Genomic DNA, 327 nt, shown 5'->3' with positions numbered 1-327 from the left:
GGATTGCACAAATCACCCTATCATGGTTTTTCTGTAGAGTTTGCCGAACACCGGTTATATAATACAGGAGAAAGTACCCGTCACATTGATTGGAAAGTATATGCAAAAACCGATCGCCTCTATAGTAAAGTGTTTGAAGAAGAAACCAATTTACGATGTCAACTAATATTGGACAATTCCTCCTCCATGCATTATCCCAAAGAAAACAAAGGGAAAATTACATTTAGTGTCATGGCGGCCGCTGCCTTAGCATATATGTTACAAAAGCAACGTGATGCCATCAGTCTCGCAACGTTTTCTAATGAAATCGAAATTCATACAGCAGTC

Annotated in this window: 1 protein-coding gene; it reads left to right on the top strand. The window is 39.1% G+C overall.

Annotated features, from left to right (window positions below; genetic code table 11):
• The coding region (locus E1171_RS00100) for a DUF58 domain-containing protein (RefSeq protein WP_155202974.1) at positions 1–327 on the top strand (327 nt) is incomplete at both ends.

Source organism: Xanthovirga aplysinae (assembly GCF_009711365.1).
Taxonomy (GTDB): Bacteria; Bacteroidota; Bacteroidia; order Cytophagales; family Cyclobacteriaceae; genus Xanthovirga; species Xanthovirga aplysinae.
The sequence above is the reverse complement of the archived record's forward strand: the minus strand, read 5'-3'. Positions and strand labels throughout refer to the sequence as shown.